Raw genomic sequence first — 15,329 nt, 5'->3', positions numbered from 1 at the left:
AATGCTTATTTGATTTCACGGAATCCAGTGTATTTTTGAAGCACTTCAGGTACCCGAATAGTTCCTTCAACTGTTTGGTAATTTTCAAGTATTGAAACCATCAATCTGCTTGTAGCCAACCCCGAACCATTCAAAGTATGAACGAACTCAGGTTTTTTTTCACCTTCTCTTTTAAATCGTATGCTTGCTCTTCTTGCCTGGAAATCTTCAAAGTTGCTGCAGGAAGAAGCTTCGAGCCATCGTTGTTCTGCAGGAGACCACGTTTCAATATCGTAACACTTTGCCGCAGAAAAACTTAAATCGCCAGTGCACAGCATAAGAATCCTATAAGGGATTTTTAGTAACTTTAAAATATCTTCGGCATCGTTTACAAGTTTTTCCAATTCATCGTATGAAGTTTCTGGTTTTACAATTTTTACCATCTCCACTTTATTAAACTGGTGAACTCTCAAAAAACCTTTTGATTCTTTTCCATAAGAACCGGCTTCTCGTCTGAAGCAAGCTGAATAGCCAACATACCGAATCGGCAAATCTTTTTCAGAAATTATTTCATCACGATGTAGATTTGTAATCGGAACTTCCGCAGTTGGAATCGGATACAATCCATCTTTTTCAATTGCGTACATATCATCTTCCATCTTTGGAAGCTGACCGGTTCCCATCATCGATTCTCTGTTTACAAGAAACGGGGGAAAAACTTCTTTGTAGTTGTGATGAGTCAGATGATAATCAAGCATAAAATTAATCAATGCTCTCTCAAGTGTTGCACCTTTTCCAGCATAAACAGGAAAACCAGTACCTGAAATTTTAGCACCTCTTTCAAAATCGAGTATATTAAATTTCTTCCCGAGTTCAATGTGGTCAAGAGTTTTTGGTTTCTTGCCGCTTGTCCCGATGGGAAATGAAAATCCTTCCGGCATCCATTTTCTAACTTCAACATTTTGATCAGCAGTCTTTCCGACGGGAACAGATGAATGAGGAAGATTCGGAATGAACATCAATATTCCATTCAAATTCTCTTCAACATGTTTCAACTGGTTATCGAGCTCAGTGATTTTATCAGAAACGATTTTCATCTCTGCAAAGATTTGTGTAGTGTCTTCACCGGCTTTTTTCATCTGAGGAATTTTTGATGATACCTGGTTCTTCTTTGCTTTCAGTTCTTCAACTTCTGAAATTATTTTTCTTCGATCTTCATCCAGCGAAAGAATTTCGTCAACACGATCTTTTTCGTTTTTATTTTTTAATCCCTGTCTGACAGTTTCAGGATTTTCACGAATTAATTTTATATCAAGCATATTTTATATTTTTAATTTAGAAGAATAGAACGCTGACCTGCCTAACGGCAGGCAGGTGACACAGACCTGTCTTGCTGTCAGGCAGGTTTAACTGATCTGCGCATATCTGCTCGATCAGCGTCATCTGCGTGCTATTAATTATTTTACTACGATGTTATAGATCTTATTCTTAACGTAAATTTCTTTAACAATTGTTTTATCTGATGTGTGTTTTATCACTTTATCATCGCTGAAAACTAATTTCTTAACTATTTCCTGTTCGCTGTCAATTGGTACGTCAAGAGTTGTTCTGACTTTACCATTCACCTGTACTGCAATACCAACCGTATCTTCAATCAGTGCTGACTCATCAACATCAAACCAGAAAGACTTTTCATAGATCGATGTAGCATTGCCAAGTAAACTCCAGCATTCTTCTCCAAGATGAGGTGCAAGTGGTGAGATCATTATTGCTAATCTCTGCAGAGCAAATAATTGAATTTCCTTTGAGCAATTCGAAATATCTTTTAAATTATTCAGCAACTCCATTAAAGCAGCGATTGCTGTATTAAATCTGAAATGATTTATTTCTTCTCCAACTTTGTTCAGTGTTTGATTAATTTTTCTGTAAATGAATTTGTCTGCATCTGAAAGTGAACTCAGTTCATATTTATCTTTTGACGATGTTTGATTTTGCAGATCTTTAAATTCATTGAACAAATCATAAACCCGATTTACAAAACGATCAGTTCCTGAAATTCCTTTATCACTCCAATCTCCGCCCATATCGTACGGACCCATAAACATCAGGTAAAGACGAAAGACATCCGAACCAAATTTTGATGTGAACATATCCGGGTTTACAACATTTCCTTTCGACTTTGACATCTTTGCACCGGCATTGGTAATCGTTCCCTGATGAACAAGTGTTTGAAAAGGTTCGTCACCTTTTGCAATTCCGAGATCACGCAAAAATTTGTGAATGAATCTTGCGTATAAAAGATGCATCGTTGCGTGTTCTGCACCACCGACATACATATCAACCGGTACCCATTGATCGGCAATTGACTTATCAAAAATTCCATCTGAAAAATGTGGATTTAAATATCTGAAATAATACCACGATGAATCAACAAAAGTATCCATTGTATCTGGATCTCGTTTCGCATTTCCACCGCACTTCGGACATTTAACATTTATAAACTTTTCATTTCTTGCAAGAGGTGATTCACCACCAAGATGAAAATCAACATCATAAGGAAGTTCAACCGGCAGTTTGACTTCACTCACTGCTTGTTCACCACAGTTATCGCAGTGAATAATCGGAATCGGAGTTCCCCAATATCTTTGTCTGGAAATCAGCCAGTCTCTCAAACGATAATTTACTGTAGCTTTACCAATTTTTTCATCCGCAAGCCATTGATTGATTTTCTTTTTTGCATCTTCAACAAAAAGTCCGTTTAGAAAATCACTGTTGATAGCAGGACCATCTTCAAGAAATGCTTTGCCTTTAAAATCATCCGGCGGTTGAATAGTTCTGATGATTGGAAGATTAAACTTTTCAGCAAATTCCCAATCGCGTTCGTCTTGTCCTGGAACAGCCATTATTGCACCGGTTCCGTAAGTCAGTAAAACATAATCAGCAACCCAGATTGGAATTTTTTTATTGTTAACCGGATTGATGGCAAAAGCACCTGTGAATACACCTGTTTTTTCTTTTACAGTTGATGTTCTTTCAATTTCAGTTAATGATTTAATCGAATCTTTATATTCATCGACTTTATTTTGCTGTTCAGAAGTTGTGAGTTTTTCAACTAAAGGATGCTCTGGTGCAAGAACCATATACGTTGCACCGAAAAGAGTATCAGGTCTTGTTGTAAATATTTTTATTACTTCATTAGAACCATCAATTTTAAAATCGACTTCAGCGCCGACACTTTTTCCAATCCAGTTTCGCTGCATCAGTTTTGTTTTTTCAGGCCAGTTTATTTTATCCAAACCTTGTAATAGTTCTTCAGCATATTCAGTTATTTTGAAAAACCATTGCGAAAGATTTTTTTGAATCACTTCTGTTCCGCAACGTTCACATTTCCCATCATGAACTTGTTCGTTTGCAAGTACGGTCAGATCTTTCGGGCACCAATTAACCGGAGCTTTTTTTCTGTAAGCCAATCCTTTTTTATAAAGTTGAAGGAATAGCCATTGATTCCATTTGTAATATTCAGGAACGCAAGTCATTAACTCAGCATTCCAATCGTACATACAGCCAATTTTTTTCAACTGTTCTTTTATATCTTTTATATTTTTTATTGTGCTGTCCTGCGGATGAATACCTGTTTGTATCGCATAATTCTCTGCAGGTAAACCGAAAGCATCGTAACCCATCGGTTCAAAAACATTGAAGCCTCTTAATCTTTTGTAGCGAGCCCAGGAATCGGAAGGACCGTAATGGTACCAATGTCCGGTATGCAGCTTCGCACCGGATGGATAGATAAACATATTCAGGTGATAAAGTTTTTTATCAGTTTTTGTAAAATCAGTTTTATAAACCTGTTTTTCTTCCCAGTAATTTTGCCATTTGGATTCTATTTCTGCGTGAGGATATCTCATTGATTCTTTTGATTTTCGTAAAAATTAGGAGCAAATTTAGCCAAAAGGGCAGGGAATTCAAACTTAAGTAGTTAGGATTTAGCCCATCTCGCTGATCGCGAGCCGAGGCAAGTAGTGAGAAGTTAAAAGTGCTTGATAGCTAACTTATGGTTTAATTCTTTCAAAATAACTTTGCAAGGAATGAAATTCAATTAACAGATCATCTTTTCTGGTGGTAAAGTTTTCAATAATGTTTGGTGACAAACAAATATTTTGTCCATTGGGATAGAGATCACGGAATACCTTTAAATTTTTAGTTGAAAAGTTTGATGGATTAACTTTGCATTCAAACGTATCAACGTTTTTATTATCTCTTTTAATTACAAAATCAATTTCCCGTCCTGACTTATCAAGCCAAAAGAATAGATTGCTTTCTGGATGGATTGATCGAAGTGAATCAAGTACTAAATGTTCCCAAAGCAAACCACGATCTTCTTCTCTTATACCTTCCCAGCCTTTTATAAATGATACGAACCCTGTATCGAAAGCATAGCATTTTGGTCTTTGTGTTATTTCTCTTCTGCCGCCTCTTGAAAAAGGTTTTAACAGAAATACAGCATGTGATATTATCATTGCTTCAATATGTGCTTTAACTGTCGGTCGGCTTAAACCGCTTAGCTTTGCAAGCTGAGTGTAATCAATTAACCTGCCGCTTTGGCGCAACAGCAAATGCAAAAGCGAAATAAAACCTTCTCGATTTCTAACGTTAAACAGTTCCTGAATATCTCGCGCATAAAAACTGTCTATCCATTCTGTGAAGAAGGAAGGATCTTTTTTCTCAGCTTGTAAAGGTTCGGGAAGTCCGCCGTGAAGTAAACGTTTGTCTAAATCTTTTATACCGAACTCCGAAATACTTTCATTCCAAAGAACCGGAGGTAAGTATATTGTTTTCTTTCTGCCTGTCAGGCTGTCGCGAAATTTTTTAGTTGCCGTTATTGTGGAGGAACCCGTAGCAAGTATTTTAAGATTTGAAAATTCATCAGCTCCAATTTTTAGGAGATTACTCGGATCAGGTAATCTGTGAATCTCATCAAATATCACTTTACTATCTTTATCTATGCTGCTGAAAAATATCTCCGGGTCTTCTAATCTCCGTGCAACCGAAGGCAAATCGCAGTTTAAATATCCGGCATCTGAAAACATTTTTGCAATAGTTGTTTTACCAACGCGTCTTACACCTGAAAGCCAGACGATAGGTCGCTGAAGCCACGCTTGCTCTATTTTATTTACCCAATAAGGTCTTTTTATCATAATTCTACTTTACAAATAGACGCCCAAATGTAAAGTGTGTTTATATCAATTGCAAGTGTGTACTTGTTAAAATTTACAGGATTGTGTAATCCGGCAAAATTGAAATTGGAAGTCTGAAGCCATTAGATAGTGATTTCCGATCTGGTATTCCCATAACCTTGCTCTGAATTTAAAATTAGATAAATACTTTTTATTTGCCAATTACAAACCGATCGTCCAAAAACATTTCATAAAGATTAAAATAATATATTGTTTGATTTGGTATTACTTAAGTGTTCAATTTACTGCGGGATATATGTAAGTTTGATAAGTATCAAAATAAAAATTTGCGAATGTTCAAATCCATTCCAGGAGATATTTTATGAATAGCAGATCAGAGATCAAAAGTATTAAAAACATTATCAGACTGGTTTTTACAGTGATAATTATTTTTCTCATCTCATCAGCTCAGATTTTTTCCCAATCAAACACACAACAAAAAGGAAATCCACCTGATCGCAGATTGCATCACGAGATTAAAGATGATGAATATATTCCCGATTTAAGAGAAAGTCAGGAAAGATCACCTGCATATAATTATTCATTAAATAGTATTGTTACTACTCAGGTAAATGTTGATGCGAACGGGCAAAACATTGTTGGAGATGCTGCAAACGAACCTTCGATAGCAGTTGACAGAAATAATCCAAATAGAATTGCAATCGGATGGAGACAGTTTAATACAATCAGCAACAACTTCCGCCAGGCAGGATTTGGATTTACAACAAATGGAGGACAGTCATGGACATTTCCTGGTGTAATTGAACCTGGAATCTTTCGATCAGATCCCGTATTAGAAAGTGATGCTGACGGAAATTTTTATTATAACAGTCTGGCTACTGAACCAACATATTTTTGTGACGTATTTAAATCAAGCACCGGAGGATCTATTTGGGGTGATAAAACTTATGCTCAAGGAGGAGATAAACAATGGATGGCACTTGATAAATCCAGTAGTTCGGGAAGTGGTCATATATATGCTTACTGGACTAGTTTTTACAGCGTATGCTCACCCGGTTCATTTACCCGTTCAACTGATGGCGGAATATTTTTTGAGGATTGTGTTACAATTCCAAACGATCCTTATTGGGGAACTCTTGCAGTAGCCTCAAATGGAGATTTATTTGTTGGCGGTTCATTAGGATGGGATTTTCTTGTGGCAAAATCTTCAAATGCAAAGTTTGCTGGTCAAACAGTTGCGTGGGATATGAACACTACGGTTAATCTGGATGGTTCTATCACTTACGGTGTCGGACCAAATCCAGGTGGTTTACTTGGTCAGACAATAATTGCAATTGATACTTCAGGCGGAACATATCATAATAATATTTATTTACTATGTTCTGTTGAAAGAAATTCTAATCCTGATCCTCTTGATGTTATGTTTGCCCGAAGTACGGATGGTGGTGTAAGTTTCAGCTCACCAATCAAAATTAATGATGATATAGGAACTTCAGCTTATCAATGGTTTGGAACAATGTCGGTTGCACCAAACGGAAGAATTGATGTGGTTTGGCTTGACACGCGTGATAATCCGGGAACTTATTTATCAGCACTGTATTATTCCAATTCAACAAATGGAGGAGAAACATGGTCAGCAAATCAAAGACTTTCTGATTATTTTGATCCGCATGTCGGCTGGCCAAACCAGAATAAAATGGGCGACTATTTCGATATGGTTTCTGAGGTTAACGGAGCGCATTTAGCGTGGGCAGCAACATTCACAGGTGGTCAGGATGTTTACTATAGTTTTATTACTGATACTACTATTGTACCGGTAGAATTGAGTTCATTCACTGGCATAGCGAACGGTAAAGAAGTAATTTTAAGTTGGTCAACTACTACTGAATTAAATAATCAGTTGTTCGAAGTGCAGAGAAGCATAAATGGAAATGATTTTTCTTCGATTGGTTTTGTTAATGGTAAAGGTACTACTACTGAAAGACAGAATTATTCTTACAGAGATAAGATAATTGCAGACGGAAAATATTATTACAGACTTAAACAAATAGATTATCTGGGACAAAGCGAGTATTCTGATATTATCGAAATAGATATAAAAATATTTAATTCTTTCCTTCTCGAACAGAACTATCCGAATCCGTTCAATCCAGTAACAACTATTGGTTACGGGCTAAAAGAAAAAAGTAATGTTAAGATTACAGTAATTAATTCAATCGGTGAAGAAGTTGCATTGTTGGTTAATGAAGAAAAAGAACCCGGATATCATACAGTAGAATTCAACGCTGCAAGTCATTCCGGCAACGTCCGGAATCTATCAAGCGGAGTGTATTTCTACCAATTGAAAGCAGGAGATTTTGTAGAGTTGAAGAAAATGATCCTCCTTCGTTAAAACTACTGCGGACAGGTTTTGATGAAGTAGTTTTTAAAATTTGTAGGGGCGTGAAGCTTCACGCCCTAAATTCTCTCAGCCCAATATAATGGTTTCCTTTTTTGATGCATCACAGCAAGAATAGAGATGACATTTTCGTCCACCCGATACAAAATAGAAAAAGGGAACTTTATGATTACAGCTTTGCGGACATTTTGTTTTGCAACCGGATATGCGAGTGGGTTAGTTTTGATTATGTTTAAACATCTTTCTACTTCGATAACAAATTTTTCACCCAATCCAAAAACAAAATCATCGTAGTAATCCCTCGCCTCCAGAAACTCTTTCCCCGCTAATTCGTGAAATATAATCCTGGTCACTTATACTTTGACTTAGCTTCCCGAATAATTAGTTCACTATCAATAGTAAACTTGCCGGTCTTAACAATCTGATCATACCTGCTGAGTGCTTCATCTAACCAGATATCTTCCACATCTTCTGATTCTTCATTTTCTAAACTATTCAAAAGCTTGTATGTTACAATTGCTCTTTCTCTTGGTGTAAGCTTTAGTAATTCAGATTCTAAAGATTTTAAGTCCATATTTATCTCACTAGTTTAAATGCAAATATATTAGCTCATACACTAATTAACAATTAATTAAATCAGAATTCGTTGTCGTGACTCGAAAGGGTAAAAACGTGACACAACATTTTGTGCCATGGTTAAAATTATTTTTGCACGTAGAATGTCTGTTTGCGTTTTGGTCCCACTGAAATGATTTCAATCTTAATTCCTGAATGTTTGCCGATGAATTGGAGATATTCCTTTGTCTTTGATGGAAGCTGTTCGTAAGATAAATAATTAGTTATATCTTCATTCCAGCCATCAAGAACTTCATAGACAGGTTTAACCGCAGATAATTGATCGACCGAAGAAGGAAAATATTTTAACCGCTTCCCATTCAACTCATAACCGATACATACTTTTATTTTATCAAAACCACTCAGCACGTCAAGTTTCGTAATTGCAACAGAGGTTATTCCATTTACCAATTGTGAATATGCAACCAGGAAGGCATCGTACCAGCCGCATCTTCTTGGTCTTCCTGTTGTAGCCCCGAATTCAGCTCCAATTGTTCGTAACTTTTCACCTTCCTCATTCAAAAGTTCGGTTGGGAATGGACCATTACCAACGCGGGTTGTATAAGCTTTTACAATTCCAATAACCGAATCAATTTTTGTTGGGGGAATTCCTGTTCCTGTGCAAGCACCGCCGGATGTTGGACTGCTTGAGGTTACAAATGGATAGGTTCCATGGTCAACATCGAGTAAAGTTCCCTGAGCACCTTCAAGTAAAACTGATTTACCGTCAGCAATTGCCTGGTTCAGGAATGAAGGAACATCTTTAATATACTTGTCAATTGTTCTGTCGAATTCAAGATACTCCTTTACGATAGCATCAACATCAAGTCCTTCGTGCTCGTAAACTTTTTCAAGTAATTCATTTTTTTCTTTTAAATTCTGTCTGATTTTCTTCTCTAGTTCAGTTCTGTCAAGAAGATCAACTATCCTGATTCCTTTACGGGCAAACTTATCAATATAACAGGGACCGATTCCTCTTCCTGTCGTACCGATTTTTATATCGCCGCTTTCAATTATTTTATCCAGCAGCTTATGGTACGGCATTATCAAATGAGCATTATGACTGATGAATAATCTACCCTCTACTTTGATCCCATTTTTTTCAAGAAGATCAATTTCTTCCAGTAATGCTGTTGGATCAATAACAACACCGTTACCAATAACGCAGATAACGTCATCCCGCAATATTCCGGAAGGTATGAGATGTAAAATATATTTTTGATCTCCGATGATAACGGTGTGACCAGCATTAGCACCACCTTGATACCTTGCGACTATTTTATACTTCTCACTGAGTATATCAACAATTTTACCTTTTCCCTCGTCGCCCCATTGGCTTCCAACAAGTACTGTAACGCTCATAATTTGGTTTAGTTTAAGATTTGGTTTTAGTTTTTACAAATAAAAACTCCGAACTTTTCAATCCGGAGTTTATTTCAAATTAAATTTTATCCTGAGTTATTTTGGCAACGATTCGATTGCTTTATCAACAGATTCGTAATGCTCAAAAATTGTTATCAATTTAGTTATAATGAGCAAGCTTTCAATTTTATCAGTTACATTCGCCAGTTTGTAAAAGCCGTTGGCTTTCTTCATAGTTGTTAAACCGCCAATTAACATACCGAGTCCGGAACTGTTCATAAACTTAACATCGCTTAAGTCTATAATTACTCTTATTTTTCCCTCGTCAATTAATTTATGCAGCAAGTCGTTGAAATCTTTGGTATCATCACCGCCCATCACATTTCCTTTTAGTTCAACAATGACTGCTCCATATTTTTCGGTGGTTTTGATTTTCATGAATACTCCTTTAAATTTTCATCGAAATTTAATCAGTATAGCATACTTTTGCAAACAGGAAAAAGAAAATAATAACAAAGTTTTCTGATATGAATTTAATTTAATAAATTGGAACAACATCGAAAATATCACGTCTAACAAATGATTTTAAAAGAAGAAGAAAAGGACTTGCAGCAGCAGCAAAAAGTATCATTTAATGATGATCACTCAATTATCCGCAAATTTCTTGATGGGGATAATACTGCTTTTCAGATCCTTGTGAGCAGGCATAAGGAGAAAGTAAGAAATATTATTTATCTAACTATGAATAACAGCGCTCTGGTGGATGATATAGCACAGGATGTATTTATTACTGTATATCGTAATCTTAAGCATTTCAGATTTGAATCACAGTTTACGACATGGCTTTACCGGATTACTGTAAACAGATGCAAAGATTATTTAAGGAAAATGAATGTCAGAAAAATATTTTTTCCTGTTGAGGATGGGATAGAGATTTCTGATTACTCATCCCCGGTAGAAAGTAACGATATCTCAAAAATAGTTATGGATGCAATTTCCAGATTGCCGAATAAATTAAAGATGCCATTAATAATGAAAGATATAGAAGGCTTTAGTTACCAGGAAATTTCTGAAACTTTGAACTGCGAAATGGGGACCGTAAAATCAAGAATATTCAGAGGAAGGGAAAAGCTGAAAGAAATACTTCAGCCTATTGAGAAGGAACTTAGATAATGAAAAAAAATCTACAAATATTAGAATTACTATCTGCCTACCTGGATGATGAACTTAATGCCAAAGATAAATCTGAAGTTGAAAGACTATTGTCATCTTCACTTGAGATGAGAAAGGAACTCGATGACCTTAAACGAATCAAACAACTTGGCAGCAGAATAAATCGTATTCCCGATTCACCATTTTTTGAAACAAGGTTAATGGCGGAAATTGAAAGCAGGAAAAAGAATTCGTCAGGAATAAAAAGATGGATACCGGCAGCGTCGTTGGTTGCTTTAACTATTGCTTTAATGATCGTATTAAAACTTGATCCGGATTTAATTGATAAAATCTGGGAAGATCAAAAAGTAGCCATTGCGGGTTTCTACAAAGAAAATCTTCAACCAGTGCTTCTTGCTGCAAATTTGAGCAATGAAGATATTTTCAATTTTGCTTTTAATAACGAGCTGCCTCTTGATGACTCACGTCAAAAATATCTCCTTTTAGGATACGATGATTCCGGAAAGGAATTCTTTGAGATCAGATCAAGTGATCAAAAAATAAAGAGACAAAGCTATGATGAATTTGTTACTGCTATGAATCTTGATGAAAAACAAAAACAGACAGTGGATTCGATTATCGGCAGTTACAGCAAAGCACTTGAAGCGCAGGTACTTGTAAATGAGAATAATACAATCGCAATAAATCCGAATCTATGGAATCTGAGAAAAGCAATATTTGCAGATCTGCTTGTTGCTTCTGAAAAATTGAACAAAGCAAAATTTGAAAGAATTGTACCTGAAGGTATATCGAATAATGAAAAAGTGGAGCTTGTAAAAGCTCTTGAAAAACTGAAAAACATTTCCGGTGATCAGTATATATTCGTGACTCCGGATTCTGTCTTTGCTGATTCTTACACATTCAATTCAGTTCAATATGAAAAAGAAATGAGAGAATTTGAAAAACAGATCAGAGATCATGAAGAAAAAATCAAACAGTTCACACTAAATATTAAATTTGATTCTACATTTATTCATTCTGCACAAATGAACGATGCACAAAATTTCAAAGTAATGCTTGATTCAAATATTTGCCGGGTAGATATTCCCTCAATCGAAATCCCCGAAGCGCCATTTCCTGAAATCGCAGCAATTGAACCATTGATAGAACAGGCAACAAATAATATTCACTTTTATGCTTATAAAATTCCGAAGATTGAAAAATCAAAAAGTGGATTGAAAATAGAATATTTTAATGATGACTCTGTGTACAGCTACGTTGTCAATGATAATTCTTTGAATTTTGATTCGCTCAATCGGGTTAATGAAGGAATGGATCTCTATAATCTTAGTAATAAATTCAATCAGGTAAAACCATCCGATGATACAATGCTGATCAAGTATCAGTTTAACAGAAACTATTATCATAAATATTCATCTGATGATGAATTCAAAAAAGAAATGGAAAAATTACAAAATGAACTGAAACAGTTGAGCGAAGAGTTAAAAAGCAAAAAAGTCAGGGTTCATTCAGAAGTTACAAAAAGTCCCCGAAAGTAAAATCAAACCGGTTGATGCTGCCGGACTAACCTTTTGATTTTAGTCAATCATCCTAATAAAAAACCGTTCATAACTGAAATCTTTATCTATTTAAAGGTTTCCCTTAAGTTTTAACCATATTATTTTAATTGGTAACCAATAAATAAATTTCTGTATTTAAGAAGACGGATGAAACTGTTAAAACAAAATTTCTTTAGTCCAAAGGCACAACTTGTAATTCTGGCTGCAGTATTATTATTTGTTTTTAAGATATTCTTCGGCACACCTGAAATCATCGGACTAAGATTTTTACAGGATTTTTTAATTGCAGCTTTAATTTTCTTTGTGGTGCAAATCCTGATTCAATTTGAAAACAGCAGGACAACTACTCCACTTTCCCTGGTTTTAAACACAGGGATATTACTGGCAATAATGTTTTTTCTTTTAATATTTTCTGATTATCTGCTGCCGGATATTTTTAATAATATTAACCTCAAGCTTAATAATCCCGGATTAGTTTACAACATCGTTTCATTTATTTATGTCCTGATTATTATTGGATTTATTTCATTCTTTTTAATAGTGCTCAGACATTTTTTCTTCTTGAACCGGACAAAAAATGTAAAAGTTTATTTTAACACAATGCTGGTGTTTTTCATACTAGCAAGTCTCTCAATAAATTTTTTCAGAGATGAAAATCTGTCATTTCTCAACACAACTTTTTTTGTTGTATCTGTTCTTCTGATAGTCTTTAATTCTATCAGGATTTCATGGATTGCCTTTCTTTCCAAAAAAGAAAAAATTTATTTGCTGCTTTTCTCTTTCGTCATCACTATTTTATTTGTAGTTAACATACTCAACAGTTCCGATGGAAATATTTACAGCCAGATTCTTACTGCTTTTTCACCGTCACTCAAACAGTTCAACCAGATGATAATGATTTACGGATCAATTTATTTTGTGTTTTTATTTTTTACTACACTGTTTCATCTCCCGACTGCTGAAGCCTATGACAGAAAAGCGCAGGAAGTTACATCACTTCAGTACTTCAGCAAATTGATAACCGAAGTTTTAGATTTTAACGACCTTGCTGAAACTGTCACAGATATCGCTCAAAAGTTGAGTGGTTCAAAAGCTGCCTGGATAATCTGGAAAAACGGTGTCGGATATAATTCACTTGCTTCAAGAAATATTAGTTTCATCGAATCGGAGAGACTGACAAACCAAATCTTGGAGCGAATTGATTTCAGTAACCTTGTTTCAACAAAAACATTTAATATAAAAGAAAGAATTACAGACGGAACTACAGAAGATTTGTATTCAGTTGTTTCAGTTTCACCTATAAAATCCCGCGGAGAAACTCAGGGAATTCTTGTTGCTGCTAAAGGAGAAGGTCAGATTTTTACACGCGATGATCTTAGTGCAATCGAAACTTTTTCTGATTATGCATCAGTTGCAATTGAAAATTCGAGGCTGCTTGAACAGTCAATAGAAAAGGAGAGACTTGAGAAGGAACTCGATGTTGCCAGAGAAATCCAGAGAAAAATTCTTCCAGCAGATGTTCCTGATTATCCGAATCTGGAAATTGCGTCAGTCTTTATTCCGGCATTTGAAGTGGGCGGTGATTATTATGATTTTTTCAGAATAAGTGAAACCAAACTTGGTTTTGTAATTGCAGATGTTTCGGGAAAAGGTATTTCCGCAGCATTCATTATGGCTGAAGTGAAAGGTATTTTTGAATCACTTTCAAAAACTATTGAAAGACCTAAAGAAATACTTATCAAAGCAAATGAAATTTTAAAAGAAACTCTGGATTCTAAAACTTTCGTAAGTGCTGCTTACGGATATTTCGATTTCAACGAAAAAAAGTTAATCTTTGCACGTGCAGGTCATTGCCCTCTGTTTTTAATAAGAGATATGAATTCGAAACAAATCAGACCTTCAGGTCTCGGTTTGGGATTGAGCAGTAAAGAATATTTTGAACAGACTCTGGAAGAATTCTCTATTGATTTGTTCAGAAATGATACCATAGTACTTTATACAGACGGAGTAACCGATGCAAAGAATGAACAGATGGAAGATTTTGGCGATAAATATTTTTTGAACGTACTTCAGGATAACGCATCATTGAGCGCGCAGGAACTTTCTAATAAAATAATAAGAGAAATTACAGTTTTTTCAAGTCAGCATAATCAATATGATGATATAACTTTAGTTATTTTTAAGTGGAAGCAAAATTAAAACTTGAAAAGTCGTTAGACGTTATGTCTCGACGGAATGGAGAATAAGGATGGCAGATTTCAGTTCATCAATAAGAGAAAGCGGAGGAGTTAGTATTATTAATCTCAAAGGATTTTTGGATGCTCATACAGCGCCGACTCTTGAGAATAATTTTACTCAACTAATTAATGAAAACAAATTTAAAATCGTAGTTAATTTCGAAGAGCTCTCCTACATCAGCAGTGCAGGCTTAGGTGTGTTTATGGCATTCATAGAAAACGTAAGAGATAATAATGGTGACATAAAGCTGACAAATATGAGCGATAAAGTATTTAACATTTTTGATCTGCTGGGTTTTCCATTGCTCTATGAAATTTATAAAAACGAGCAGGAAGCAATAAAGAAGTTTTTTGGGAGTTAAGCTTGTCAGTCCGCAAAAATAATAACACCGGTGAACTCGTAGTTCAAAGCAAAACCGAAAACCTTTCTGAGATCAGGGATTTTGTCAGCGAAAAAGCTTATGATGCGGGAATAGTGGACACTACGGTCGAGAAAATAATTCTGGCAGTTGATGAAGCATGTTCAAATATTATTAAACATGCCTATAAACTTTCTCCGGAAGGTGAAATTATTATTAAAGTAGAATTTGATAAGGAAAAATTTACGGTTACTATTATTGATTACGGCAATTCTTTTGATCCTGCTAAGATACCTCTTCCTGACCTGCAAAAATATTATCGTGAACATCGTGTTGGCGGACTTGGAATGTATCTTATGAAATCTTTAATGGATGACGTTACATATACTTCCGTTCCGGGAAAGTATAATAAGGTACTGCTTTCGAAAAAAATAGGGAACGGTTAAAAA

13 protein-coding genes are annotated in these 15,329 nt (G+C 35.4%); 6 read left to right on the top strand and 7 right to left on the bottom strand.

What is annotated here, in order from left to right:
* Positions 1 to 5 precede the first annotated feature (5 nt).
* From serS to HND39_02315, 3 genes are all read right to left on the bottom strand, one after another.
* Positions 6 to 1,298, bottom strand: a complete 1,293-nt coding sequence (gene serS / locus HND39_02325; protein QKJ95196.1) for a serine--tRNA ligase — start codon at positions 1,296 to 1,298, stop codon at positions 6 to 8.
* Positions 1,299 to 1,436: 138 nt separating this feature from the next.
* Positions 1,437 to 3,887 (bottom strand): leucine--tRNA ligase, encoded by a 2,451-nt coding sequence (locus HND39_02320; GenBank protein QKJ95195.1) that lies wholly within the window; start codon positions 3,885 to 3,887, stop codon positions 1,437 to 1,439.
* A gap of 144 nt (positions 3,888 to 4,031) precedes the next feature.
* Positions 4,032 to 5,177, bottom strand: coding sequence for an ATP-binding protein (locus HND39_02315; protein ID QKJ95194.1), 1,146 nt, complete (start codon positions 5,175 to 5,177; stop codon positions 4,032 to 4,034).
* 361 nt (positions 5,178 to 5,538) lie between these two features.
* Between HND39_02315 and HND39_02310 the strand changes: the two genes are divergently transcribed.
* On the top strand, positions 5,539 to 7,569 hold the full coding sequence (locus tag HND39_02310) for a T9SS type A sorting domain-containing protein (protein QKJ95193.1): 2,031 nt from the start codon (positions 5,539 to 5,541) through the stop codon (positions 7,567 to 7,569).
* A 65-nt stretch (positions 7,570 to 7,634) separates the two neighbouring features.
* Here HND39_02310 and HND39_02305 read toward each other — a convergent pair whose 3' ends face one another.
* The 4 genes from HND39_02305 to HND39_02290 form a co-directional block, all read right to left on the bottom strand.
* A complete protein-coding gene (locus tag HND39_02305) occupies positions 7,635 to 7,928 on the bottom strand; it encodes a type II toxin-antitoxin system RelE/ParE family toxin (GenBank protein QKJ95192.1) in 294 nt (97 codons plus the stop codon).
* Positions 7,925 to 8,149 carry an addiction module protein gene (locus HND39_02300; protein ID QKJ95191.1) on the bottom strand — a complete coding sequence of 75 codons (225 nt, stop codon included), beginning with the start codon at positions 8,147 to 8,149 and terminating at the stop codon, positions 7,925 to 7,927. The genes HND39_02305 and HND39_02300 overlap by 4 nt, the downstream gene beginning before the upstream one ends.
* Before the next feature lie 128 nt (positions 8,150 to 8,277).
* Positions 8,278 to 9,552: an adenylosuccinate synthase gene (locus HND39_02295; protein ID QKJ95190.1), complete on the bottom strand. Its 1,275-nt coding sequence runs from the start codon at positions 9,550 to 9,552 to the stop codon at positions 8,278 to 8,280.
* Positions 9,553 to 9,648: 96 nt separating this feature from the next.
* Positions 9,649 to 9,990, bottom strand: coding sequence for an STAS domain-containing protein (locus tag HND39_02290; GenBank protein QKJ95189.1), 342 nt, complete (start codon positions 9,988 to 9,990; stop codon positions 9,649 to 9,651).
* A gap of 141 nt (positions 9,991 to 10,131) precedes the next feature.
* On the opposite strand from HND39_02290, the gene HND39_02285 reads away from it, so the two are divergent.
* The 5 genes from HND39_02285 (at position 10,132) to HND39_02265 (ending at position 15,326) form a co-directional block, all read left to right on the top strand.
* A complete protein-coding gene (locus HND39_02285; protein QKJ95188.1) occupies positions 10,132 to 10,725 on the top strand; it encodes a sigma-70 family RNA polymerase sigma factor in 594 nt (197 codons plus the stop codon).
* The gene (locus HND39_02280) at positions 10,725 to 12,263 is read left to right on the top strand and encodes a hypothetical protein (GenBank protein QKJ95187.1); all 1,539 of its coding nucleotides are present in this window, start codon (positions 10,725 to 10,727) and stop codon (positions 12,261 to 12,263) included. Before HND39_02285 ends, HND39_02280 begins: the two co-directional genes overlap by 1 nt.
* A gap of 168 nt (positions 12,264 to 12,431) precedes the next feature.
* Entirely contained in the window at positions 12,432 to 14,483 is a 2,052-nt protein-coding gene (locus HND39_02275) for a SpoIIE family protein phosphatase (GenBank protein ID QKJ95186.1), read from the top strand.
* Positions 14,484 to 14,532: 49 nt separating this feature from the next.
* Positions 14,533 to 14,883 carry an STAS domain-containing protein gene (locus tag HND39_02270; GenBank protein ID QKJ95185.1) on the top strand — a complete coding sequence of 117 codons (351 nt, stop codon included), beginning with the start codon at positions 14,533 to 14,535 and terminating at the stop codon, positions 14,881 to 14,883.
* 2 nt (positions 14,884 to 14,885) lie between these two features.
* On the top strand, positions 14,886 to 15,326 hold the full coding sequence (locus tag HND39_02265) for an ATP-binding protein (protein ID QKJ95184.1): 441 nt from the start codon (positions 14,886 to 14,888) through the stop codon (positions 15,324 to 15,326).
* Positions 15,327 to 15,329 lie beyond the last annotated feature (3 nt).

The sequence above is a fragment of the Ignavibacteriota bacterium genome (assembly GCA_013285405.1).
In the GTDB taxonomy this organism is placed as follows: domain Bacteria; phylum Bacteroidota; class Ignavibacteria; order Ignavibacteriales; family Ignavibacteriaceae; genus IGN2.
This window is presented reverse-complemented; position numbering and strand designations above follow the sequence as displayed.